This window comes from Ewingella sp. CoE-038-23 (assembly GCF_040419245.1).
GTDB lineage: Bacteria > Pseudomonadota > Gammaproteobacteria > Enterobacterales > Enterobacteriaceae > Ewingella > Ewingella allii.
Map to the genome: position 1 here is coordinate 1,191,642 of NZ_JAZHOH010000001.1, position 15,334 is coordinate 1,206,975.

Sequence of the window (15,334 nt, forward strand, 5' to 3'; positions counted from 1 at the left end):
CACACAATCTGTCGTCAGCGTTGAAAACTCGACAGTTAATGTGCTTTTCATGCTCTTATTACACCTGCTTACACCGATGGATGGCAGATAATTTAACGCCTTGACGCGTCTTGTGTTAAAATCTCGCTAACTGGCGCACTGCAGTTTGTGCCGAATCCTCGTGGTAATGCCTCATTTGCCTCGTCTGATCATCCACTCTTGAAACTGCACCGAACCCCGTTCGGGTTAGAGTGGACTGGAGCTTTTCCCTATATGTCATTTGATACTCTCGGCTTAAGTGCCGAAATTTTGCGTGCTGTTGAAGAACAGGGCTATCGTGAACCTACGCCTATTCAGCGTCAGGCTATTCCTGTTGTGATGCAAGGCCGTGACTTAATGGCAAGTGCGCAGACTGGTACCGGTAAAACCGCTGGTTTTACTCTGCCGCTGCTGAACATGCTGAGCCACTCCAACCCGCAATTCAAAGGACGTCGCCCGGTCCGCGCGCTGATCCTGACTCCGACCCGTGAGCTGGCAGCACAGATCGGTGAGAACGTGCAGTCTTACAGCAAATATTTGACCCTGCGCTCGCTGGTGGTTTTCGGCGGCGTGAGCATTAACCCGCAGATGATGAAACTGCGCGCCGGTGTTGACGTGCTGGTTGCCACCCCAGGCCGCCTGCTGGACTTAGAACATCAGAACGCGGTGGATTTATCCAAAGTAGAAATTCTGGTGCTGGACGAAGCTGACCGCATGCTGGACATGGGCTTCATCCACGACATCCGTCGCGTACTGGCCAAGCTGCCCGCTAAACGCCAGAACCTGCTGTTCTCCGCGACCTTCTCTGACGAAATCAAAGCGCTGGCTAGCAAATTGCTGACCAACCCTGCGTCGGTTGAAGTGGCGCGTCGTAACACGGCGTCCGAGCAAATCGAACAGAGCGTTCATTTCGTTGATAAGAAACGTAAAAGAGAACTGCTGTCACAGATGATCGGCGAAGGCGACTGGAAACAGGTGCTGGTGTTCACCCGTACTAAACACGGCGCGAACCATTTGGCCGAGCAGCTGAATAAAGACGGCATCACCGCCGCCGCTATTCACGGTAACAAGAGTCAGGGCGCCCGTACTCGCGCACTGGCGGATTTCAAAGACGGCGGCATTCGCGTGCTAGTGGCCACTGACATCGCGGCGCGCGGTCTGGACATCGACCAACTGCCTCACGTCGTTAACTACGAGCTGCCAAACGTGCCGGAAGACTATGTTCACCGTATTGGCCGTACAGGCCGTGCGGAATCCACCGGCGAAGCAATTTCTCTGGTGTGCGTGGATGAACACAAGCTGTTGCGTGACATCGAGCGCCTGCTTAAGCGTGAAATCCCACGCTTCGCACTGGAAGGCTATGAGCCAGACCCAAGCATTAAAGCCGAGCCGATCATCAATGGTCGTCAGGGCAGCGGCGGTCGCGGTGCTCCACGTCAGGGCGGTCAGCGTTCTGGTTCAGGCGCACCTCGCTCAAGCGCTCCGCGTTCTGGTGCAGCACCGCGCACCGGCGGCAATGGTCAACGTAGCGGCAACGGCGGCGGCGAAAGCCGTGGCGCAGGCGCGGGTGAAGGGCGTCCAGCACGTCCGGCGCGCGCAGCCAATGCGGGCCAACGTCGTTCAAACCCGGCTAACGCAGGACGTCGTAAACCGTCAGGCGAATAATCGCTCCGGTTGAATAAACAAAAACCGCCTCCTCGCAGGCGGTTTTTTTATGTCTATTATTCAGGAAATTCTACAGCCAGATGCGATAGGCGCAGCGCCGCGCGCCTTGCAAAATGTGCTCGGTACGTTCAACATTCGCCTCCAGCGTGGCGCTAAACACTTCCCGTTCGGCGCGACAGAAGCCCTGACAGGCGGTGGCGGCGGCGCAGATAGGGCAGTGGTTCTCAATCAGTAGATAACTGCCATCTTCTTCCTGCTGCCAGTCCGCCATATAGCCTTCGCGGGTGCGGATGGCGGTGAGCCTTTGCAGGCGCTCTTCCAGCGTTTCTGCCCCTTCCATCGCCAGATGATAGGCATTGCGAGTGAGTTCTTCACGGCTGGTGATCAGCTGTTCCAGCGCATTTTCACCCAGCGAGCTGCGGATAAGTGTCAGCAGTTGTACGGTGAGATCGGCGTGGGCGTCGGGGAAACGGGCATGGCCCTGTGCCGTCAACTGCCAGAACTGCGACGGGCGGCCTACGCCCTGCGAAACGGATTTCGGCTCCACCAGACCTTCTTTCGCCAGCTTAACAAACTGCTGGCGCGCGGCTTCGCCCGTGGTACCTAAAATGTGGCCCGCGTCGCTGGCCTGCAATTCTCCACGAGTTTTAAGCAGCATGAGCAGGCGTTCGGCGACGCTTTGCTTAACCTCAGACGTATTTTCCAAGTGTTTGCTTGACATATTGCCTCGTCAGATCTTAGATTACGGAACCGTTAAGTATTCCAAGTTAATTCTTGTTTAATCTTATCACAACCTTAATAGACTTTAAAAACAAAAGGGATATACCGATGTCGGACAACGAAACAGGCTGGGGCGGCTTATTCAGTACGGAAAATCGCGGTAGCGCCATTGCCCTCAGCGCGGGTGTGGCGCTGTATGCGACCAACAGCTATATCGTCATCACCATTCTGCCTTCCGTGGTACAGGATATCGGCGGGCTGGCGTGGTACGCGTGGAACATGACGCTGTTCGTGGTCTTCTCGATTCTCGGCTCGGCGCTGTCTGCCCGGCTGATGCGCAAAGCCGGACCGCGCGGCAGCTATCTCACCGCGACCGGCATCTTCATGGCCGGTGCCGCCATCTGCGCCATGGCACCTAGCATGCCGGTACTGCTGCTGGGCCGCGCCATTCAGGGGCTGGGCGGCGGTTTCCTCTTCGCGCTCTCCTACGCCATGATCAACTTGGTGTTTAAAGAATCCCTTTGGCCACGCGCTATGGCGCTGATTTCCGCTATGTGGGGGATCGCCACGCTGATCGGTCCGGCGGTGGGCGGAATTTTTGCCGAGCTGCACGCCTGGCGCTGGGCCTTCGGCCTGCTGGTGCCGGTCACGTTGCTGTTTGGCCTGCTGGTTTGGCGAACGCTGCCCGCCCAGCAAAAGGAAAAACGCGCCGTCGAGCCTCTGCCTCTCTATCAACTTCTGCTGCTTACCGGCTCCGTGCTGGTGGTATCGGCGGGAAGCTTGTCATCCCTCGGCTGGGTTAACTTCGCCGGGATTGTGCTGGCGGTGCTGATGGTGATTGCCCTGCGCCAGCGCGAGTTCAGCTCTAACGTGCGCCTGTTGCCGCGCAACTCGCTGTCGCTCTCTTCGCCGATTTGCTGGCTGTACATGACCATGGCAACCCTGATGATTGCGATGGGCTGCGAAATCTATGTGCCTTATATGTTGCAACACTTGCACGGCCAGACGCCTTTGGCCGCGGGTTATATCACGGCGGCAGCGGCGGCGGGCTGGACCCTGAGCGAAATGGTCAGCGCCAGCTGGACCGGGCGTCTTGCCAACCGGGCGATCATCTCTGGCCCACTGGTGTTAGGCGCGGGCTTACTGCTGTTGCTGATTTCCGTGCCGGTGGTGTTTGCTCTGCACGCGCTGAATATTAGCGGCATCGTGCTTGGTCTGACGCTGGCGGGCTTTGGTATCGGGCTGGGCTGGCCGCACATTTTGACCCGCGTTCTACAGCAGGCGGATGAAGCGGAGAAAGAGACCGCCGGGGCTTCGATTACCGTGGTGCAATCCTTCTCGGCGGCGCTGGGCGCGGCGCTATCGGGGACGATAGCCAATCTGGCCGGGATGAACACCGGGCCGGAAAATGCCAGCAACGTGGCTTTCTGGCTGTTCGTATTCTTCTTAATTCCCGTCGGTCTGGCCGTGTTAACCGCCATCCGTTCGGTACGAAAACGGCGACTGTCGCACCCAGAAACCTTGGTCTGTAAGGGATAACGGCATTGCCTTGACGCATCGTTCAACCTTATCATTGCCCGTCATTTTTTAAGGGTTGAACCACATGCGTGTATTACTGGCTCCGATGGAAGGCGTACTGGACCCTTTGGTCAGAGAACTGCTGACTGAAGTGAACGATTACGACTTATGCATCACCGAGTTTTTGCGCGTGGTAGATCAACTGCTTCCCGCCAAATCCTTCTATCGACTCTGCCCTGAATTACTCAATCAAAGCCGCACGCCGTCGGGCACGCGGGTGCGCGTCCAGCTGCTGGGGCAGTATCCGCAGTGGCTGGCCGAAAACGCCGCGCTGGCGGTGCAACTTGGCTCTTACGGGGTGGATCTCAACTGCGGCTGTCCGTCGAAAACGGTCAACGGCAGCGGCGGCGGGGCGACGCTGCTCAAAGACCCTGAGCTGATTTATCAGGGAGCCAAGGCGATGCGCGAAGCCGTGCCCGCCGAGCTGCCGGTGACGGTGAAAGTGCGGCTGGGCTGGGATTCGCTGGCGCAAAGTTTTGAAATTGCCGACGCGGTTCAGCAGGCCGGAGCCACCGAACTGACGGTGCACGGGCGCACCAAGGAAGACGGGTATAAGGCCGAGCGCATTAACTGGCAGGCGATTGGCGAGATCCGCCAGCGGCTGACCATTCCGGTGATCGCCAATGGCGAAATCTGGGACTACGCCAGTGCCCAAGCCTGTATGCAAACCACCGGCTGCGACGCGGTAATGATTGGGCGCGGCGCGCTCAACGTGCCAAACCTCAGTCGGGTGGTGAAGTACAACGAGCCGCGCATGCCGTGGTCTGGCGTGATGACGCTGTTGCAGAAATACACTCATCTGGAGAAGCAGGGCGACACCGGGCTGTATCACGTCGCGCGCATCAAACAGTGGCTGGGGTATTTACGCAAAGAGTACGACGAAGCGACCGAGTTATTTAGTGAAGTGCGCGTGTTGCAAACATCGAAAGAGATCGCCGAACGCATTAACCGCTGATCGTTTTCCCTGATTTCTCCACGCGCTGCTTCAAGCACAAAAGCAAAATGGAGAAATATCATGGATAACAAAGATAAAGGTCTGACCCACATCGCTTTTTCCGTCAAAGATCTTGATGCCAGCATCGCCTTCTATGAAAAATTTGCGGATATGCAGGTGATCCACCGGCGCGGAGAGCGCGGGACAGACGCCCGACCCGTGGCCTGGATGAGTGATATGACGCGGCCTTTTGCTATCGTGCTGGCGGAAGATCCTGACTCTACCGACACCAAGCTTGGCCCTTTCGGCCACCTCGGCGTGGCCTGTCAAAGTAAAGAGGAGATGGACGCCAGGCTGGCTCTGGCTCGCGCCGACGGCGTGTTGCGCACCGAGCCAAAAGAGAGTGGGGCGCCGGTCGGCTACTGGGCATTTCTCGATGACCCGGACGGCAACACCTTTGAGCTATCTTACGGCCAAGAAATCCGTTACCTGATTGAAAATACCTAACGTTCGCCTGTCTTTCTGAGACAAGTTTACTCAGCCACGGCATACTCCGTGGCTGATGTTGGTCACTCCCATCTCGCAGCACCCCTCTCTTTCTCAGCCTTTCGCGCAAGTGTTCACTTACTCGTCAGCCCCTGTCATCAAAGGCGTTGTGACAGACTTTGTGACAAATAGGGAGGAAAAATCCGAGTGCCAAGCCCATCAGCCTAACTTATAATTCGCCGGCAGTTTTGATGCTCCATTGATGACAACCTTCTTAAATACAGAGCAATGCATGTGAAAATTCGTCTTTTGGTTGTGAGCCTGTTGGCTCTTAATGCAGGCATGATGTCTGCCACTTCCGCCGTAGCTGGCGAAAAACATGCGCCGGTTGTCGCGCCTATCGTGCAAATTGCCTCCGGCAGCGCGATGGTGGTTGATCTTAAATCTCATGAAGTGATTTATTCCCGAAATCCAGACCAAGTGCGGCCCATTGCATCACTGACCAAATTAATGACAGCGATGGTGACGCTCGATGCGAAGCAGCCCCTGGACGAAGTGATTTCGGTTGATATTCATAACACTAAAGAGATGCGCGGCGTGTTTTCCCGCGTGAAGGTGAACAGTGAAATTAATCGTCGCCAGATGATCCAACTGGCGCTGATGTCTTCCGAAAACCGCGCCGCCGCTAGTCTGGCCGCGCACTATCCGGGCGGCTATGAAGCCTTTATCCGCGCGATGAATGCTAAAGCCAAACAGCTGGGAATGACCCACACCCGCTACGTTGAGCCGACCGGCCTGTCGCCGCAAAACGTCTCTACGGCGCGCGATTTAACCCGCCTGCTGCTGGCTTCGCAGAAATATCCGCTGATTGGCGAGCTGAGTACCACGCAGGAGAAAACCGCGGTGTTCAGCAGCCCGGCCTACGCCTTGCCGTTCCGCAACACCAATCATCTGGTCATGAACCCGAGCTGGAGCATTCAGCTAACCAAAACCGGCTATACCGATTTGGCGGGCCACTGTCTGGCGATGCGCACCACCATTAATGGTAAGCCTGTGACGCTGGTGGTGATGGACGCGTTCGGTAAATACACTGCCTTTGCGGATGCCAACCGCCTGCGCACATGGATGGAAACCGGCAAGAGCGTGCCGGTGCCGCAGATCGCCAAAACTTACCGTAAAGCCAAGGACCAGCAGCGCACCCAGCCGAGCGTTGAAGAGGCCGACGACTAAGGTTGCCGAAGCCCGATTAGCCATAAAAAAAAGCGGCGTTGCCATCCAGCAACGCCGCTTTTTTGTTATCAATGTCTAGCAGAACTGACGATCAGAAAATCAGTTTAAATACGCCAGTTAGGGTCAATAAGCCGACGATAAAGATAATGGCGATGATCCACAGAATAATTTTCATGCGCAGTCCCTCAAAAAAATAATGAATGTAAAGAAATCTCTAAACCGCTGATATCTTTCATTCAGTATAGACAGGATTATGAATTTTGCTCTGTTTGCGCGGTGCGTAAAAACTGAATTGCGTCACGCAACGCGCAAATTGGGCTGGAAAGCGGCGCGCCGAGTTGAGTCAGATTCCCCGCGCCAGCCATGGAAGCCTGCGCCAACGCCACGCGCTCCACGCCCTGTTGAAAGGCCAGATCGGCCTGTGCCGCAATGCGTTGCAAATACCCGGCAATATTTCCCGCTAAAAAGATTTCCCACGCACCTTTCACCTGTTGGAATTCCACTTCGGCCTGCGGATGACGCTCCACCTGTTCGAACAGGCGCTGGGTTGGCTCGAGGGTAGTTGGCGCGGCATACAGCACCCGGGTTTTGCCCGGTGCAGTCATGGATTGCTCTGCCAAGGCGCGATCAACGCGCCAGACGGGAATCTCGAGCAACGTATTGGCCTCGGTGGCGGCTGGCCCCAGCGTCGAGCAGGTGAGCAGGATCAGGTCGGCGCCCTCCGCCAAACTCAGCAGCATCTCGCGGGTTTGCTGCTGAATCTCTGGCGTCAGCCCACCGGCTTGTCCGGCGGCGGCCAGCAGGTCAGGGCGCGCGTGGTGTGAGAGTTGGTCGGGTGAGATCCCCAGCGCGTCGGCGGCGGCATCAAAAATAGCGATATTACTTTCGGCAGTGTGTAAGCAGGCGATACGCAATTGAGGCTCCGGGGTAGGCAATAAAAGGAGAAACCCCACCCGCGGCAAGCCACGGAGCGGGGCAGTGGGGCTTATTTATCGGACGAGGCTTGCCACAGATTCAGCTCGCCATCGGCCACATGCTTATCAATAGCGGCGAGCTCCTCGGCGGTGAAGTGCAGGTTGCCGAGCGCCGCCACGTTCTCTTCCAACTGCTCTGGTCGGCTAGCGCCTATCAGCACCGAGGTCACGCGGTCGTCTTTCAGCAGCCAGCTCAGCGCCATCTGCGCCATGCTTTGGCCGCGTTTTTGCGCCATGTCGTTGAGCAGGCGCAGGCTATTGAGGTTCTCCTCGGTCAGCATTTTCTCTGACAGGCCGCGCGCCTTTTTGCCTTCGGTCTGCATCCGCGATCCGTCCGGGATGCCGTTAAGGTATTTGCCAGTCAGCAGCCCCTGTGCCAGCGGGGTGAAGGCGATGCAGCCAGTACCGTTCTCTTCCAGCACGTCGAGCAGCCCGCTTTTATCTACCCAGCGGTTGAGCAGATTGTAAGAAGGCTGATGGATGAGCAGCGGGATTTTCCACTCGCGCAGTAGTTCGGTCATTTTCTGCGTGCGTTCTGGCGAGTAAGAGGAGATGCCGACATACAGCGCCTTGCCGCTCTGCACCGCGTGGGCCAGGGCCGACGCCGTCTCTTCCATCGGGGTTTTTTCATCAACGCGGTGGGAGTAGAAGATGTCGACATACTCCAGGCCCATGCGTTGCAGGCTTTGGTCGAGGCTGGACAACAGATATTTACGCGAGCCGCCGGAGCCGTACGGGCCAGGCCACATGTCATAACCGGCCTTGGTGGAGATGATCAATTCGTCGCGATAGGGGGCGAAATCCTCACGCAGCAGACGGCCAAAGTTCTCTTCCGCAGACCCCGGAGGCGGGCCGTAGTTGTTGGCTAAGTCGAAGTGGGTGATACCTAAATCAAAGGCTTTGCGCAGCAGGTCGCGTTGGGACTCCAGCGCGCTGATATGCCCGAAGTTGTGCCACAGGCCGAGTGACAGCGCGGGCAGTTGCAGCCCGCTGCGGCCGCAGAAGCGATATTGCATGTTCTCGTAACGGGAAGGGCTTGCCTGATACGGCATGATGTCTCCTTATCCTGATAGGTTTTTTGTAGGGTAGATTTGAAACATTGTTCCTATCTTAACGCTCATCAAGACAACGGCAACCTGAGGACGTGATATTTCTGCCTTATCTTGTTACGGATTTGTAAAAGGATTTGTTTAACCAGCAGGCAGAAAAAACAGGGCGAACTATAATTAACTCAGGCCGCCACCTTCTTAATGCGTGTGACACGCCCTGTGACGCTGCATCCCGGAAGGTCATTATCACCCGCGCCGTTGGCGGTTTCCGGCGTTTATGGGGGTGTACCATGGTCAATCATGTCTGGGGACTGATGTCCCGTCCCGGTCCAGAATTGCAACAAATCCAGCGCGAGCGGGAAACCGTCTCACACGTCTATTTTCATCACGTATTGCTTATGGCGCTGATCCCGGTGGTGTGCTCCTTTATCGGGACCACCCAGTTGGGATGGAACTTTGGCGACGGTCAGCGACTGATTGTTTCCCTGTTTACCGCCTCTTATATTGCCGTGATTTTCTATGTATTGATGCTTGGCGCGGTGGCCCTAATGGGGCGGATCATCTACTGGATGGCTCGCCGTTATGACAGCCGACCTTCGCTCAATAGCTGTATCGTCTTCGCCGGTTATGTGGCGACGCCGATGTTCCTCAGCGGCGTGGTGGCGCTCTATCCCATGGTGTGGCTGTGCCTGTTCGTCGGGCTGATTGGCCTGTGCTACAGCGGCTATCTGCTGTATCTCGGCATCCCTAACTTCCTCAATATTGACCACCGCGAAGGCTTCCTGTTCTCCAGCTCGACGCTGGCGATGGGCGTGCTGGTGCTAGAGCTGCTGCTGGCCCTGACCGTATTGATGTGGGGTTATGGCGCGAAACTGTTCTGACCTGAGTTAACGCGTTGAGGCAGGGAGAGGCGAATCCTCATCCCTGCCTTTTTTATGCCTGCGAAATGACTACTCCCGCCAGCCTTTCAGCTTGCTGGTTTTACCAATGCCGGGGTTGAAGCTATTGGTCGGGTCGGCTTGCTGATAGAAGGCTTTCAGATGCGGCTTGGCGATATACAGATGCCCGACGTTGTGCTCGGCGGGGTACTCAGCGCCTTTCGCGTCGAGGATTTCCAGCATCTGGTGCTTGAGCTTCTTGCTGTCCGCCCCTTTCTTGACGATGTAATCCTGATGAAAAACGTGACACATAAAGTGGCCGTAGTAGAGCTTGGCGACTAACTGATTGTCGATTTCAGCAGGCAGCGTTTCGAACCAGTCGCGGTCGTTGCGGCGCAGGGCGATGTCCAGTGCCAAAATGTCTTCCACTTCCTTCTCGTGCACCGCGTGATAGCGCACGGCGGCCCCGGCGGCGGCGAAGCGATGCAGAAATGCCTTCTTGCCCTCTTCGTCAGTACAGACAAAGAAGTCGCCTTCATGCTGTTTAAAGAACTCGGTGAGGAAGCTTTGCGCCTCGGCGATGCCGTCGCCGGACATTTTTAACAGCAGGTGATGCTCGTAGCGGTCGCGGAATTTTTTCATGCGCGGCGGCAGATGGTTCGGCAGCGCTTTGCTGATGCACTGCATCACGCGGTCGCTAAAGTTCTTCGGCAGGAAAGGCACCTTGCTGGCGTGGGCGTCAAACTTGCCCTTGGCGCTGAACATGTCCGGCATTTTGTCGGTGCCAAGCTTGTCGATCATCATGAAGGTATCTTTGCCGTAGACTTCGGTGATATCAAAAATGTCGCGGTGCATGTACTCACCGGCCACCGGCAGGTTTTTGAAATCACCCAGAATCTGGCGACGCAGCTCGGTCAACACCGCCGTGCTGTTGGTGCCGATATAGAAAACTTGCTGCTGGCTTTCCGCCGGGAAGGTGTCCAGACGCACGGCAAACACCGCCAGCTTGCCCGCGCAGCCGGAGGCTTCGAACAGGCGGCGCTGGTCGGCGTTGAAGCGAGAAGGGGTGTCGGCATCCACGTCGCGCACGCGCTCGGCGTAGTCATGGTCAGAGGCCAAACGCTGGTCGTGATGCACTTCGCTGGCGGTGAAATTGCCTTTCTCCAGCCGGGTGAGGATCTGCTCTGGCGTGTCGCCTAGCTCAATCCCCAAGTGGTTAATCAGCTGCAACTCTCCCTGTTCGTCAATCTGCGCGTAGAGCGCCATTTCGGTGTAAGCCGGGCCGCGTTTGACCAGCGATCCGCCGGAGTTATTGCAGATACCGCCGACCACCGACGCGCCAATACAGGAGGAGCCAATCACCGAATGCGGCTCGCGGCCGTAAGGTTTGAGGATCTTTTCCAGCTTATATAAGGTGCTGCCGGGAAAGCCAATCACCTGATTGCCGCCGTCGAGCAGTTCAATATGGTCGAGCTTGAGGGTGCTGAAGATGACGATATCGCGGTCATAATCATCGCCGCTCGGCGTCGAGCCTTCGGTCAGTCCGGTGTTGGCCGCCTGCATAATGACAATCTTGTCAGCCTCGACGCAGGCCTTGAGCAGTTGCCACTGCTGGAGCAGGGTCTGCGGAAACACTACCGCTAAGGCTTTACCACCGCCGGAGCGAAAACCCTTGCGGTAGCGCTCGGTGTTGCTGTCGCCGGTGAGTACATGGCGGTAGCCGACGATCTCTTTCAGACGTGTGATCAGCGTCTGATTATCCTGATGAATGCTCATGTCCTATTCCTCACTTATTACCCAGAGGGCCAAAATCGCTGCCCTGAATAATCATAGGCTTAAATGATATTAAAGGAAGGGTTCATATTTGAGCGTCATGGGATGGTTATTAAAGCATCATCAATGTGTCACAAAACTCCCGCTTAATGATTGCCAGAATCTGTAGGCAACCGAGAGAACGCACCATGGCGCAAGCTCAACTTAAGCTGGCACAGGCCGAATATCCACAGGCCCGCACGCTGCAACAGAACAAAGTCTTAGACGTTAAAGGATTGGTGAAATCCTACAAATCAGGACAGCGCGTTCTGAATGACATCAATTTTGATCTGCACGCCGGTGAGTTCGTGGCGGTGATTGGTCGCTCTGGTGCCGGTAAATCAACCTTACTGCACGTGCTGAACGGCACCATCCCTCTGTCTGACGGTAGCGTTGTCTGCCATTACGAAAATGGCGAACAGCAGCAGTTAGCAGGTTTGACTGGCAAGGCGCTGCGCCGCTGGCGTTCAGGCTGTGGCATGATTTTTCAGGATTTCTGTCTGGTACCTCGTCTAGACGTCTTGACCAACGTACTCTTGGGCCGCCTCAGTCAGACTTCTACTTTCAAATCTTTCTTTAACCAATTCGACGACGAAGACCGCGCCCGCGCTATCTCCTTGCTGGAGTGGTTGCATATGTTGCCGCACGCCTTGCAGCGCGCGGAGAACCTCTCTGGTGGACAGATGCAGCGCGTTGCTATCTGTCGCGCATTAATGCAAAACCCCAAAATTCTGCTGGCCGATGAGCCGGTGGCCTCGCTGGACCCAAAAAACACGCTGCGCATTATGAACGCGTTGAAAAAGGTCAGCGAAGAGAATATCGCCGTGATGGTCAACCTGCACTCGGTTGAGCTGGTAAAAGACTTCTGCACCCGCGTGATTGGTATTGCCAAAGGGCAGATTATTTTCGACGGGCATCCTGATGATTTAAATGATTCGATTCTTCATCAACTTTATGGTGAAGACGGCGAATCATCTCATTGATCTTATTTATTCGTCACAATAAGTAGTTTGTAATATTCATTGTTTTTATTTATTTCAACTTTCTCTCCATCTACACAAGGTCATTATTACATGAAGAAGTTATTACGTCTGGCGGTATTGGTGGCAGGTACTTTTACCGCAATGCACAGCATGGCAGCAGATGCGCCAAAAGAATTAAATCTGGGTATTCTGGGTGGCCAGAATGCCACTCAACAGATTGGCGATAATCAGTGTGTGAAAGATTTCTTTGATAAAGAATTAAATGTAGATACTAAACTGCGTAACTCTTCTGACTATTCAGGGGTTATTCAGGGCTTATTAGGCGGGAAAGTTGACATGGTATTAAGCATGTCACCTTCATCTTACGCATCGGTTTATTTAAATAACCCGAAAGCCGTCGATTTGGTAGGTATTACTATTGATGACACCGACAAATCTCGCGGTTACCACTCTATCGTGGTGGTAAAAGCCGACAGCCCGTACAAAAAATTGTCTGACCTGAAAGGCACGGCTTTTGGCTTCGCTGACCCAGATTCTACCTCGGGTTATTTGATCCCTAACCAAGCCTTCAAGAAAGAGTTTGGCGGCAACACGGATAACAAATACAACAACTTCTTCTCTAGCGTCACCTTCTCCGGCGGCCACGAGCAGGACATTCTGGGCGTGCTGAACGGCCAATTCGCTGGCGCAGTGACTTGGGCTTCCATGATTGGCGACCGCGAAACAGGCTACACCTCTGGCGCGTTCAACCGCATGATCCGTATGGATCACCCGGACCTGATGAAGAAAATCCGTATTATTTGGGAATCTCCGTTAATTCCAAACGGCCCAATCTTAGTGCGTAGCGACCTGCCAGCTGATTTCAAAGCCAAACTGGTTTCCGCTATTAAGAAATTGGACACCAGCGATCACGCCTGCTTCGTTAAAGCAGTGGGCGGCACGATGCATATTGGTGAAACGTCACTGGCTGAATATCAACAGATTATCGACATGAAGCGTGAATTGACTAAGGGTTCTCGCTAACAGGCTATTTTACTTGCCACTTTGAATGCGGGCAGTGCTCGGATTCCTCACGTACTTTATGTACGCTGCGGATCCTGCGCGCTGGCCGCATCCAAATTGCCTGCGACAATAACGCCTGCATATATTTTACTCTTTAATATCGATAGAAATACGGAATCATTATTTTGAATAAAGACTTCAATCGTTATTATCAGCAAATTCGCGGCAAACAAAAACGTGAAGCGCTGGTATGGTCGGGAATAATGCTGCTGCTCTATTTATGGTCAGGCAATGTTTCTGAACTCAATCTGAAAACCGTATTTTTCTCTGCTCCACACTTCTTCGATTATATTGGCGAAACCGTGCCGGTATTGCACTGGTCAAAACTGTTTGCTGATGGTCACACTGAAGGTTCGCTGGCTTATTGGGGATACCGTCTGAATATTCAGCTGCCGCTGATTTGGGAAACCATTCAACTCGCGCTCTCATCGACGATTTTATCCACCGCGCTCGCCACCTTGCTGGCTTTTATGGCAGCCAGTAACACCGACTCGCCGAAATGGCTCAAATTTAGTATCCGCACTTTTGTGGCTTTCCTGCGCACCATGCCCGAGCTGGCGTGGGCGGTAATGTGCGTCATGGCGTTCGGCGTCGGGGCTATTCCGGGCTTTATCGCCCTGACCCTGCACACCGTGGGCAGCCTGACCAAACTGTTTTATGAGTCGATTGAAACCGCCTCTGACAAGCCGGTTCGCGGCTTGAAGTCTTGCGGAGCCGGGCGTTTGCAGCGCATGCGCTTTGCCCTCTGGCCGCAGGTCAAACCGATTTTCCTCTCCTACAGCTTTATGCGTCTGGAGATTAACTTCCGCCAGTCAACCATTCTGGGGCTGGTCGGGGCAGGGGGTATTGGCCAAGAGCTGATGACGTCCATCAAACTTGACCGTTACGACCAAGTCAGTATGACGCTGCTGTTAATTATTCTGGTGGTTTCCATCATGGACTTTTTATCCGGCAAGCTGCGTAAACTCGCGGTAGAGGGCACGTTCTGATGCTAACTGAAGCTCTGGCACCATCGGCTATCGCCAATATCAAGCGCGATAACCCAACACTGTTTTCCGCCCAGCGTCGCTATCTGCGCTACCTCGGCACCTTCGCCGTGCTGATCACGCTGTATTACATCTACTTTTTCACCTTCTACGGCATTCCGTGGACCGCCGTGGTGCACGGCTCATCGGAGATTGGTCGTTATTTCCTGCGCATGTTTGTGTGGCATAACTTCTCCGAATGGCCGCTGATGTATTACTTCGAGCAAATTGTGATGACGCTGGCGATTGTCTTCGCCGGGACCATAACCGCCTCCTTCCTCGCACTGCCGCTGTCGTTTTTGGCGGCGCGAAATGTGATGTCCACGCCGGTGCTGCGGCCGATTTCGCTGGTGGTGCGCCGCATTCTGGACGTCCTGCGCGGTTTGGACATGGCTATCTGGGGGCTGATTTTTGTCCGCGCCGTCGGCATGGGCCCGCTGGCCGGGGTACTGGCGATTATTCTGCAAGATCTTGGCCTGCTCGGTAAGCTTTACGCCGAAGGGCACGAAGCCGTGGAACGCTCGCCAAGTCGCGGTTTACGGGCCTTGGGCGCGAATCCGCTGCAAACCCATCGCTTTGGTATTTTCACCCAGTCATTCCCGACCTTCCTCGCGCTGTCGCTGTACCAGATTGAGTCCAACACCCGTTCTGCGGCGGTATTGGGTTTTGTTGGGGCAGGGGGGATTGGTCTGGTGTATGCCGAAAACATGCGTTTATGGAACTGGGACGTGGTGATGTTTATCACCCTGATTTTGGTGGTGATCGTGATGACGATGGATAAGATTTCCTCCATCCTGCGCGCGAAATATATTCATGGCGAAGATATCGATTTGTTCGAAGCGCCGCCGAAGCCTAAGCCGCCAATTGAGCTGTACAAACCTTAATAAAAGCCACGTCATCAAGGTCTTAAGCATAAAAAA

Annotated in this window: 15 protein-coding genes; 10 read left to right on the plus strand and 5 right to left on the minus strand. The window is 55.0% G+C overall.

What is annotated here, in order from left to right:
- Nucleotides 1-252: 252 nt before the first annotated feature.
- A complete protein-coding gene (rhlE, locus tag V2154_RS05730; protein ID WP_353501414.1) occupies nt 253-1,683 on the plus strand; it encodes an ATP-dependent RNA helicase RhlE in 1,431 nt (476 codons plus the stop codon).
- Between the two features lie 70 nt (nt 1,684-1,753).
- On the opposite strand, the gene V2154_RS05735 is transcribed toward rhlE, so the two are convergent.
- On the minus strand, nt 1,754-2,404 hold the full coding sequence (locus V2154_RS05735) for a helix-turn-helix transcriptional regulator (protein WP_353501415.1): 651 nt from the start codon (nt 2,402-2,404) through the stop codon (nt 1,754-1,756).
- Nucleotides 2,405-2,511: 107 nt separating this feature from the next.
- Here V2154_RS05735 and V2154_RS05740 point away from each other — a divergent pair, with 107 nt between their 5' ends.
- The 4 genes from V2154_RS05740 (at nt 2,512) to pbpG (ending at nt 6,631) form a co-directional block, all read left to right on the plus strand.
- Nucleotides 2,512-3,942: an MFS transporter gene (locus V2154_RS05740; RefSeq protein WP_353501416.1), complete on the plus strand. Its 1,431-nt coding sequence runs from the start codon at nt 2,512-2,514 to the stop codon at nt 3,940-3,942.
- A 64-nt stretch (nt 3,943-4,006) separates the two neighbouring features.
- Entirely contained in the window at nt 4,007-4,936 is a 930-nt protein-coding gene (gene dusC / locus V2154_RS05745) for a tRNA dihydrouridine(16) synthase DusC (protein ID WP_034788633.1), read from the plus strand.
- 60 nt (nt 4,937-4,996) lie between these two features.
- Complete coding sequence (locus V2154_RS05750) at nt 4,997-5,422, plus strand: VOC family protein (protein WP_353501417.1); 426 nt, start codon at nt 4,997-4,999, stop codon at nt 5,420-5,422.
- Nucleotides 5,423-5,689: 267 nt separating this feature from the next.
- Entirely contained in the window at nt 5,690-6,631 is a 942-nt protein-coding gene (gene pbpG / locus V2154_RS05755; protein WP_353501418.1) for a D-alanyl-D-alanine endopeptidase, read from the plus strand.
- A gap of 91 nt (nt 6,632-6,722) precedes the next feature.
- Here pbpG and V2154_RS24935 read toward each other — a convergent pair whose 3' ends face one another.
- The 3 genes from V2154_RS24935 to V2154_RS05765 all read right to left on the minus strand — a co-directional run bounded on the left by V2154_RS24935 (nt 6,723) and on the right by V2154_RS05765 (nt 8,657).
- A complete protein-coding gene (locus V2154_RS24935) occupies nt 6,723-6,806 on the minus strand; it encodes a small membrane protein YohP (protein ID WP_019105993.1) in 84 nt (27 codons plus the stop codon).
- Between the two features lie 76 nt (nt 6,807-6,882).
- Nucleotides 6,883-7,545, minus strand: a complete 663-nt coding sequence (locus V2154_RS05760; RefSeq protein ID WP_353501419.1) for an aspartate/glutamate racemase family protein — start codon at nt 7,543-7,545, stop codon at nt 6,883-6,885.
- Nucleotides 7,546-7,616: 71 nt separating this feature from the next.
- The gene (locus tag V2154_RS05765) at nt 7,617-8,657 is read right to left on the minus strand and encodes an aldo/keto reductase (protein ID WP_353501420.1); all 1,041 of its coding nucleotides are present in this window, start codon (nt 8,655-8,657) and stop codon (nt 7,617-7,619) included.
- A 287-nt stretch (nt 8,658-8,944) separates the two neighbouring features.
- Here V2154_RS05765 and V2154_RS05770 point away from each other — a divergent pair, with 287 nt between their 5' ends.
- On the plus strand, nt 8,945-9,535 hold the full coding sequence (locus V2154_RS05770) for a Yip1 family protein (RefSeq protein ID WP_353501421.1): 591 nt from the start codon (nt 8,945-8,947) through the stop codon (nt 9,533-9,535).
- A gap of 69 nt (nt 9,536-9,604) precedes the next feature.
- On the opposite strand, the gene dld is transcribed toward V2154_RS05770, so the two are convergent.
- Nucleotides 9,605-11,308 (minus strand): D-lactate dehydrogenase, encoded by a 1,704-nt coding sequence (gene dld / locus V2154_RS05775; RefSeq protein WP_353501422.1) that lies wholly within the window; start codon nt 11,306-11,308, stop codon nt 9,605-9,607.
- A gap of 185 nt (nt 11,309-11,493) precedes the next feature.
- Here dld and phnC point away from each other — a divergent pair, with 185 nt between their 5' ends.
- From phnC to phnE (V2154_RS05795), 4 genes are all read left to right on the plus strand, one after another.
- The gene (phnC, locus tag V2154_RS05780) at nt 11,494-12,327 is read left to right on the plus strand and encodes a phosphonate ABC transporter ATP-binding protein (protein ID WP_034788717.1); all 834 of its coding nucleotides are present in this window, start codon (nt 11,494-11,496) and stop codon (nt 12,325-12,327) included.
- Between the two features lie 90 nt (nt 12,328-12,417).
- Complete coding sequence (gene phnD / locus V2154_RS05785) at nt 12,418-13,350, plus strand: phosphonate ABC transporter substrate-binding protein (protein WP_353501423.1); 933 nt, start codon at nt 12,418-12,420, stop codon at nt 13,348-13,350.
- Nucleotides 13,351-13,514: 164 nt separating this feature from the next.
- A complete protein-coding gene (phnE, locus tag V2154_RS05790; RefSeq protein WP_100937705.1) occupies nt 13,515-14,378 on the plus strand; it encodes a phosphonate ABC transporter, permease protein PhnE in 864 nt (287 codons plus the stop codon).
- On the plus strand, nt 14,378-15,298 hold the full coding sequence (gene phnE / locus V2154_RS05795) for a phosphonate ABC transporter, permease protein PhnE (RefSeq protein WP_353501424.1): 921 nt from the start codon (nt 14,378-14,380) through the stop codon (nt 15,296-15,298). Before phnE (V2154_RS05790) ends, phnE (V2154_RS05795) begins: the two co-directional genes overlap by 1 nt.
- Nucleotides 15,299-15,334 lie beyond the last annotated feature (36 nt).

Bases quoted from the DNA above. Each gene is read 5' to 3' on its own strand.
- rhlE (WP_353501414.1), top strand. From the start codon at position 253: ATGTCATTTGATACTCTCGGCTTAAGTGCCGAAATTTTGCGTGCTGTT.
- V2154_RS05735 (WP_353501415.1), bottom strand. From the start codon at position 2,404: ATGTCAAGCAAACACTTGGAAAATACGTCTGAGGTTAAGCAAAGCGTC.
- V2154_RS05740 (WP_353501416.1), top strand. From the start codon at position 2,512: ATGTCGGACAACGAAACAGGCTGGGGCGGCTTATTCAGTACGGAAAAT.
- dusC (WP_034788633.1), top strand. From the start codon at position 4,007: ATGCGTGTATTACTGGCTCCGATGGAAGGCGTACTGGACCCTTTGGTC.
- V2154_RS05750 (WP_353501417.1), top strand. From the start codon at position 4,997: ATGGATAACAAAGATAAAGGTCTGACCCACATCGCTTTTTCCGTCAAA.
- pbpG (WP_353501418.1), top strand. From the start codon at position 5,690: ATGCATGTGAAAATTCGTCTTTTGGTTGTGAGCCTGTTGGCTCTTAAT.
- V2154_RS24935 (WP_019105993.1), bottom strand. From the start codon at position 6,806: ATGAAAATTATTCTGTGGATCATCGCCATTATCTTTATCGTCGGCTTA.
- V2154_RS05765 (WP_353501420.1), bottom strand. From the start codon at position 8,657: ATGCCGTATCAGGCAAGCCCTTCCCGTTACGAGAACATGCAATATCGC.
- V2154_RS05770 (WP_353501421.1), top strand. From the start codon at position 8,945: ATGGTCAATCATGTCTGGGGACTGATGTCCCGTCCCGGTCCAGAATTG.
- dld (WP_353501422.1), bottom strand. From the start codon at position 11,308: ATGAGCATTCATCAGGATAATCAGACGCTGATCACACGTCTGAAAGAG.
- phnC (WP_034788717.1), top strand. From the start codon at position 11,494: ATGGCGCAAGCTCAACTTAAGCTGGCACAGGCCGAATATCCACAGGCC.
- phnD (WP_353501423.1), top strand. From the start codon at position 12,418: ATGAAGAAGTTATTACGTCTGGCGGTATTGGTGGCAGGTACTTTTACC.
- phnE (WP_353501424.1), top strand. From the start codon at position 14,378: ATGCTAACTGAAGCTCTGGCACCATCGGCTATCGCCAATATCAAGCGC.